The following is a 6,660-nucleotide window of genomic DNA, read 5'->3' as shown; positions in this document are numbered from 1 at the left end:
TCCATTATCCGTAATATGGTCATCAATATTGCACGGCATAATGGCTATCATTCTTTGACCAAAGCTAGGCGATTCTTAGCTCATGACATTCCAACAATTCTTTCCTTTCTTAAATGAATTCTCCCTGATGCTTTGCCCCATGCGTTTAACAACCTCATTCCTTATGGGGTGTCTCTTAGCTGAGGCTCCCATGCCAGAAAGCTCACCTGGGCCAGACATCATGACTGCCCCAGAAATTGAGCAAACAGTTGAAGTCCAACCTCTACCCGACTCTGTTCGTAACCGTGTTCAAACGGGGCTTTCCAACTATCTCGGCATCTCGACTGACCAAATCAACATTGCCCGTTATAGTCATGAAACCTGGTTTGATGGCTGTCTGGGGTTGGGTGGCCCAGCCGAGTTATGCTTAGCGGCCCTGACGGAGGGGTGGCAAGTGGAAGCGATTGCACCAACGGGCGAAAGTTATTTTTATCGCACTGACCTGACTGGCGACCAGGTACGTCGTTCTACGTTGGACAATAATTTGCCGCCTTCCCTCGAAGCTCGGATTTTGCAAACGGTACACACCGAAGTAACGGAAGCTGAGGGACGTGAACCGGCATTGTCTATTACCCAAGCTCAACCGGAGGTCTGGGATGGTTGCTACGGTTTGCCCAGCGAAACAGGTGATTGCCCTGAAATTGCGATTATGGGCTGGCGGGCCATTGTTACCGATGGTGATTACCACTGGATTTATCACACCGACAATCTTGGCAACACGATTCTCTTAAATGAAGCGGCTAGTACGAATACTGTTATTCCAAACTTGATTACTGACTCTATGTCTGGGCTCTCAGAGACTGATACTACTTTTCAAAGTGTGAGTACTGGGGGAGGGGCAGATAAGGCTCGTGAAGTTGTCGTATTAGACATTGATGGGAAGCTTTCATATTCTCAGTATCGGCTTGATCAACCTGAGGAAAACGAGATTATTAGCCTCAGCCAACAACAGATTGATGGTTTCTTTAGCCTTCTAGAAGAGAACAATTTTCAGAGTTTTATGGGGCTGTATTATTCTCCTACGGCTGACAGGACTGAATTTGACTCGGTGGCTTTGATGGCTCCGACGGGTATGGTGCTTTATGCTGAAGCCAGCCTGGATGATTTGCCAGGCCAGCTTCAGACGATTATTCGCAGCTGGGAAGAGATGCGGTAAGAGCTGCAATCATTTGCGATCGCAATTGGTGGGTTTCGTATATGAAAAATTGGAGCGATCGCAATGTTGGGTTCCGCTAGCTCAACCCAACCTACGTTTGGGGTTCTGGTTCTACTCGCTTAGTCATTGATTCAAGTGGCACACTATCTACTCAAGCCTGGGATAGTGCTTCGAGAGTAAGGATACAGATCAGCATAGGCCTCGTGTTGAATATTGACGGGCTTAGTAAAATCAGGATAGAAGTAACCTTGCAGACCCATGACACCGCAATTGATGATCCAACCATCAGTGCTCATCCAATCTGGTATGGAAGTTGTACCAGTCGGTGATTTTATGGTGTTTCGCTTTACTCCCGAACTGCAGCAGCGGTCAGACGAACTTATTCAACGAGCCAAAGAAAGCCAACTAACTCCTGACGAAGAAGCCGAAATGGCAGGCATTTCAGAACTCTCCCGAATTTTTACCTTCATTAACGCCCAACTCAGTGCCAGTGCAACATGGTCTCCGAGCAAACTAGACGACTGGTACAACAACGAGCCAAATACCTCTGTGAATATTGCCACTCCCCCGAATACCTGAGTCCAGATCGCTTTGAAATAGATCATATTCAGCCAAGATCATTAGATGGTTCCGATCAGCTAGAAAATTTTGCGTTAGCATGCCGTCGATGCAACTTAAGGCGATACAACTTTATCGATGGCATAGACCCAACTACTCAAAAAAGCTATGCACTTTTCAATCCACGAATTGATAAATGGACAGCCCATTTTGCATGGATAGATAAAGGATTGCGCATCGAAGGCCTCAACTCAAAAGGTCGAGCAACCTGTAATCGTTTGGACATGAATGATAATCACCATGATGCAGGGGCAATTATTAATGCCAGAAAGTATTGGATTCAGGGTGGTTGGCATCCTCCAGCAGAAGATGTGAAGAAAGCTCAGTAGGCTGCTAAAAGCCTTCGTCTCCAAATCTGCAACCAAAATCTGATGGAGAAATACCGAAGCTAGAGTAGACCCATCCACCTCACCAGGTCTAACCATGCGCTCCATAGCCCTACTACTTCTCAGTGTCCCACTCCTCCTCATCTGCACGCTTCAACCCGAGCCAACCCAGCCCGATCCCATTTCCAGCACGCCCATAGCCGATAACCCCTCAGACACCCTATCGGCGGATATCCAAACCCAAATTCGCACTGACCTCGCCAACCATCTCAGCATCCCCAGCAACCGAATCAGCATTCAACACCACAGCCGCCAAACCTGGTCCGACGGCTGTCTTGGCCTCGGCGGACCTACTGAACTCTGCCTCGCCGCCATTACCGAAGGCTGGCAAGTTGAAGCCATCGATACAGAAACAAACGAGACCTATATCTATCGCACTAACCTAAACGGCGATCAAATTCGTCGTGCGCCTTAGAGAAGATAAGGGATTGGTGTGAAAGAATGTACCGGTAAATAATGGCAGAAGAAGCAGGGGAGGCGGATTTTCTTTAGTTGTAATTCGCTGATCTCAACAGTCTTATCTAACTTTCGATACCCTCTTCGTCAATTGATTCTAGAATCCAAGAACGGCATGTCTCTGGATTCACCAAATCCACCTTAAACTCCTCGCTATAGTCCATCACAGCCAAAAAGGCATCATAATACTGCTCACTTGGAATACCCCAAGCTACCAGATCAATATCCGAATCCAGCGAAAAATAGTCTGCCTTAATTGCAGAACCGAACACTTTTACTTGCGTTGCACCAAATCTATTTCTCAGCAGTGCCGTCAGTTCAGGGATGAGTTCCCAAGCCTTTTCCCAACGCGCTATCACTTCAGCAAACACTGGCCTTTTGGGTACCGTGTACTGCTTCCATTCTTCTGGTGTCACCTCTAACGCAGTTTTAGCCACTAGTCGAGCCTGAAACTTGGTCCAGCCCAATCTTAGCTGACCTCACTGCCCAACCCATAGAAAACCCTCTCCGTAGCGGTTTATCATAGGGAAAAGCATCAAATCCTCAATGCACCTATGGATGTAATGGAATTTTTCCAGCATAGCGCTGGACAATGGCAATCCCAACGAACCACCCACCACCTGCCCTTCCGACGGGCTGAGTTGGGTGGCTCTAACATTACCGTCGAAGCCCTCGACAAAGCGAACGAAAAAGTCATTGCCATTTGCGAACTCCACGAAATCGATCCAGCATTAGCTGTGGGTGGTGCCTATGTTGCCTGGAATGGTGAAATGGCCTGGGACCGCGATGGTGAAGGCAACCATGAAGGGACTACAGTTTTTGCATTGGTTCCTGATCAGGACAATTCTCGCAAGGGTCGTCTGCTGCGTGAACGCGGTTATGCCGAAATCGTACCCGTAGTCGGTCGCTACGAAATGGATGATGAAGACGGGTTAATACTAGAGACCGAGTATGACACCATGAGCTCTGTCGAGCGCTTTTGGTTTGTCACCCCTGATCTGCGGATGCGTAGCAGTATCGTCAAACGGTTTGGTGGGTTTAATACGGCATCCTTCTGCGCAGAAACCCGTGTGGTAGATGGCAAAGCAATCGAGGGAACGCCTTTGGCAGATACTGCAGCGGTTGAGGCATTTGACCAAACATCACAATTGGCAGCAATGGGTTGGTAGGGGCACTTCCTTGTGGATGCCCTTATGCCATAGGTATCTAAAATTGCGTAGGGGCATCCTTTTGTGGGAAGCCCCATTATTTTTGGGTTTGTAATCTCAATATAAGCTGGCGTTTGGCGATGGTTATGGATGGGGCAGCCACAAGGACAGCCCCTACAAATGTTTATTTCTCCTTGGTTTTCTTCTCGGCCTTCGCCTTGGCTTCCAAGGTTTCCAATCGGCTCTTTAGATCTCGATTTAACTGCTTCAACTCATCAAGATCTTTGCGCAATTCATCGACTGCCTGATCAGCACCGATGGCCCTACGCACTTTACCCATGGCTTCTTCAGCACGGCGTTTTACGCGACCATCAGGGCTTTGCTCCGCTAGCCCTTGCAATACTCGCACTGCACCAGAGACCTCCATTTGACCTAAGGCCATGACAACAGCGACCTGGGTTAAGAAGAACTCTTCGCGGGCAATGGCTTCGAGGCGATCTAGGATGAGATCGCAATTCACCTTACTCTGCCCCGCTGCAATCTTACCCAACGATCGAATTGCATTAAGCCGCAATGCTTGAGGAGTACCAATCTCGGTGTAGGGCAGCAACAAATCTAGAGCTGCTTCTGAAGATTTGAACACACTCAAACCACCCATAGCACCTGAACGCACCACTTCATTCCAACCTGCGCGCTCTTCTAGCACCATTTCCAGTAGCTTAAGCGTCTTTTTCTCTTTATTTTTACCTTTGTCTAAAGTGCTAGAGCCCACTTTACCCAGGGCTGTGGCCGCTGCACCTTCAACGTAGTAGCTCTCATCACCGTTTTCAACAACAGATTTCAGGGCCTTATAGCTCGCTGCTGTTTTTACCCCAGACAAGGCATCTACCACTGCCCGACGCACTTTGGGATGCTGATCATCTAACCCTTTCAACAGTCCCTCAACGGCCTGATCCAGCTGAATCGTAGCCAGGGCTTCGGCCACTTCGGCTCGAACCGCCCAAAAAGAATCTTTCAGTAGGGCTGCGCCCAGGGTCTCTACCGCTTCTAACGTGCCTTTTTTAGCAATGGCCTTCGCAGCGTATACGCGAGAGATAGGATCAGGATCATACTTGAGTTGGGATTGGAGCTCTTTTAATGGGTACTCCAACTTAACGGTTTTGAGAGTATGGTTGCCCACATCAAAACTAATAAAGTCAGGCTTTTTCTGAAGTGGGAAGTAGAAGGCCTGCTGCCGTTCGTGAATTCTCACGGTTACGGTTTGTACATTGACCGTGTCATTCTCAATATAGCCAAACCCCATGGGAATCTTCAGGTCAAAGAGTCCTTCTTGCACCTGGGATTTGCCATCGGCCACCTGGGTCTGAGTCACCATCAGCTTCACAAGATTACTATCGCCATCCCAGCTGTAGCTAATGGAATAATCAGGATGTCCACCACGATAAACATATTGATCAAACAGATAGCGGAGATTCTTGCCAGTTGCTTTGTCAATGGCCCGTAATACATCTACCGTTTCCACAGTGGTGTGGGCATTCTCGGTGAGAAGAGTTTTCAACGTTTTAGTAAACAACTGATCCCCCAAGGCTTCACGAATCATGTGATAAACACAGGAGCCTTTTTCGTATATATGTCGGTCGTATAGCTCAATGGGCTCTCGATAAATGTGAGTAACTAGCGGACGACGGTAGCGACTAGCATCTTCAGCGAGATAGGCACGGGCATGGTTGAGATGATAATACATGGCCTCATCACGGCCATAGGCTTCTTCTAACCACAATACTTCTGAATACGTGGCCATGCCTTCTTTTACCCAAGCATGGGACCAATGGTTAATAACTATCAGATCACCAAACCACTGGTGGGCCAGCTCATGGGCCACCAACGTTTCAGACCGAAGGTCATCGATAGCAGCCCGCTTATCTAACAAACAGCGATCGGTCAGCAACGTGGTGGTCGTGTTCTCCATACCACCAAAGATGAAGTCAGCTGGACAGGCTTGATCATAGTTGGAGAACGGATAATCGTAGCCAAACACCTGACTAAATTTCTCCATCATCTGGGGCGTTTTCCCCATGGTCAGCTCAATTTGATCCTTGCGCCCTTTAGCCACGTAATACCGCACGGGACGACCGCGCCATTCGGCTTCAATGCTATCGTATTCACCAATGGCCAACGTCATCAGATAGCTAGGATGAACCTTATCTAGCTTCCAGTGATAGATTTTGGCTTTGCCATCCTCTTCGGTAGAGATTAATTCTCCATTAGACAGGGCAAAATACTTTTTCGGTACCCGTACCCGCACTTCAGATGTCGCCAGTTGACCTGGGTAATCAAAGCAGGGAAACCAAAAACGAGAGTCTTCATCTTCCCCCTGGGTCCACACCTGATAAGGCTTTTCAGGATAGTGCTCGTCGGGTGCAATAAAGTAAATGCCCCGCTGGGGCTCTTTCACGCCATAGGTAATGACAAGGGTAATCGTCTGCCCCGCCAATGTAGGTTTATTGAGGTGAATGTGCAGCTGTTCACCGTCATAGTCAAAGGACTGCTGCTCGTCGTCGATCGTGATTGAATCGACGGACAAACTAACGGCATCAAGGGTCAAACTCTCAATCCCATTGCGTACCGGATTGAGGCGAATGGCACAGGTACCTTTATAGCTTTTCTTAGGAATATCAAAGTCTAGATCAAGGGCTATGTGCTCAACCTGTCCAGGACGGTCAGGATTATAGTGGGGCGATGCACCGGGAAGCGCGAAGGGTTTATGGCCGTTTTCATCGGCATTGAAATAGGCAGCGACGGACATAGAGAATTTGTGGTGGGTGAAGGCCCTATCCTCCAGTCCCTGCTCCCTGGG

At 48.5% G+C, this 6,660-nt stretch carries 7 protein-coding genes; 5 read left to right on the top strand and 2 right to left on the bottom strand.

What is annotated here, in order from left to right; genetic code table 11:
- Positions 1 to 190: 190 nt before the first annotated feature.
- The 4 genes from QGP82_RS24470 (at position 191) to QGP82_RS24455 (ending at position 2,614) form a co-directional block, all read left to right on the top strand.
- Positions 191 to 1,195, top strand: a complete 1,005-nt coding sequence (locus QGP82_RS24470; protein ID WP_499061305.1) for a DUF8738 domain-containing protein — start codon at positions 191 to 193, stop codon at positions 1,193 to 1,195.
- A 258-nt stretch (positions 1,196 to 1,453) separates the two neighbouring features.
- On the top strand, positions 1,454 to 1,774 hold the full coding sequence (locus QGP82_RS24465) for a hypothetical protein (protein WP_499061304.1): 321 nt from the start codon (positions 1,454 to 1,456) through the stop codon (positions 1,772 to 1,774).
- Positions 1,693 to 2,142 (top strand): HNH endonuclease, encoded by a 450-nt coding sequence (locus tag QGP82_RS24460; RefSeq protein WP_499061303.1) that lies wholly within the window; start codon positions 1,693 to 1,695, stop codon positions 2,140 to 2,142. The genes QGP82_RS24465 and QGP82_RS24460 overlap by 82 nt, the downstream gene beginning before the upstream one ends.
- Positions 2,143 to 2,236: 94 nt before the next feature.
- Complete coding sequence (locus tag QGP82_RS24455; protein WP_499061302.1) at positions 2,237 to 2,614, top strand: DUF8738 domain-containing protein; 378 nt, start codon at positions 2,237 to 2,239, stop codon at positions 2,612 to 2,614.
- 106 nt (positions 2,615 to 2,720) lie between these two features.
- On the opposite strand, the gene QGP82_RS24450 is transcribed toward QGP82_RS24455, so the two are convergent.
- Entirely contained in the window at positions 2,721 to 3,092 is a 372-nt protein-coding gene (locus QGP82_RS24450; RefSeq protein WP_499061301.1) for a nucleotidyltransferase family protein, read from the bottom strand.
- A 117-nt stretch (positions 3,093 to 3,209) separates the two neighbouring features.
- Here QGP82_RS24450 and QGP82_RS24445 point away from each other — a divergent pair, with 117 nt between their 5' ends.
- Positions 3,210 to 3,824 carry a phycobiliprotein lyase gene (locus QGP82_RS24445; protein WP_499061300.1) on the top strand — a complete coding sequence of 205 codons (615 nt, stop codon included), beginning with the start codon at positions 3,210 to 3,212 and terminating at the stop codon, positions 3,822 to 3,824.
- Positions 3,825 to 3,987: 163 nt separating this feature from the next.
- On the opposite strand, the gene QGP82_RS24440 is transcribed toward QGP82_RS24445, so the two are convergent.
- On the bottom strand, positions 3,988 to 6,609 hold the full coding sequence (locus QGP82_RS24440; RefSeq protein ID WP_499061299.1) for a M1 family aminopeptidase: 2,622 nt from the start codon (positions 6,607 to 6,609) through the stop codon (positions 3,988 to 3,990).
- Between the last annotated feature and the right edge of the window lie 51 nt (positions 6,610 to 6,660).

This window comes from Leptothoe sp. LEGE 181152 (assembly GCF_032906605.1).
In the GTDB taxonomy this organism is placed as follows: domain Bacteria; phylum Cyanobacteriota; class Cyanobacteriia; order Phormidesmidales; family Phormidesmidaceae; genus Leptothoe; species Leptothoe turfae.
The sequence above is the reverse complement of the archived record's forward strand: the minus strand, read 5'-3'. Positions and strand labels throughout refer to the sequence as shown.

Coding starts and splice junctions, on each gene's coding strand:
- QGP82_RS24470 (WP_499061305.1), top strand. CDS start 191: ATGCCAGAAAGCTCACCTGGGCCAGACATCATGACTGCCCCAGAAATT.
- QGP82_RS24465 (WP_499061304.1), top strand. CDS start 1,454: ATGACACCGCAATTGATGATCCAACCATCAGTGCTCATCCAATCTGGT.
- QGP82_RS24460 (WP_499061303.1), top strand. CDS start 1,693: ATGGTCTCCGAGCAAACTAGACGACTGGTACAACAACGAGCCAAATAC.
- QGP82_RS24455 (WP_499061302.1), top strand. CDS start 2,237: ATGCGCTCCATAGCCCTACTACTTCTCAGTGTCCCACTCCTCCTCATC.
- QGP82_RS24445 (WP_499061300.1), top strand. CDS start 3,210: ATGGATGTAATGGAATTTTTCCAGCATAGCGCTGGACAATGGCAATCC.
- QGP82_RS24440 (WP_499061299.1), bottom strand. CDS start 6,609: ATGTCCGTCGCTGCCTATTTCAATGCCGATGAAAACGGCCATAAACCC.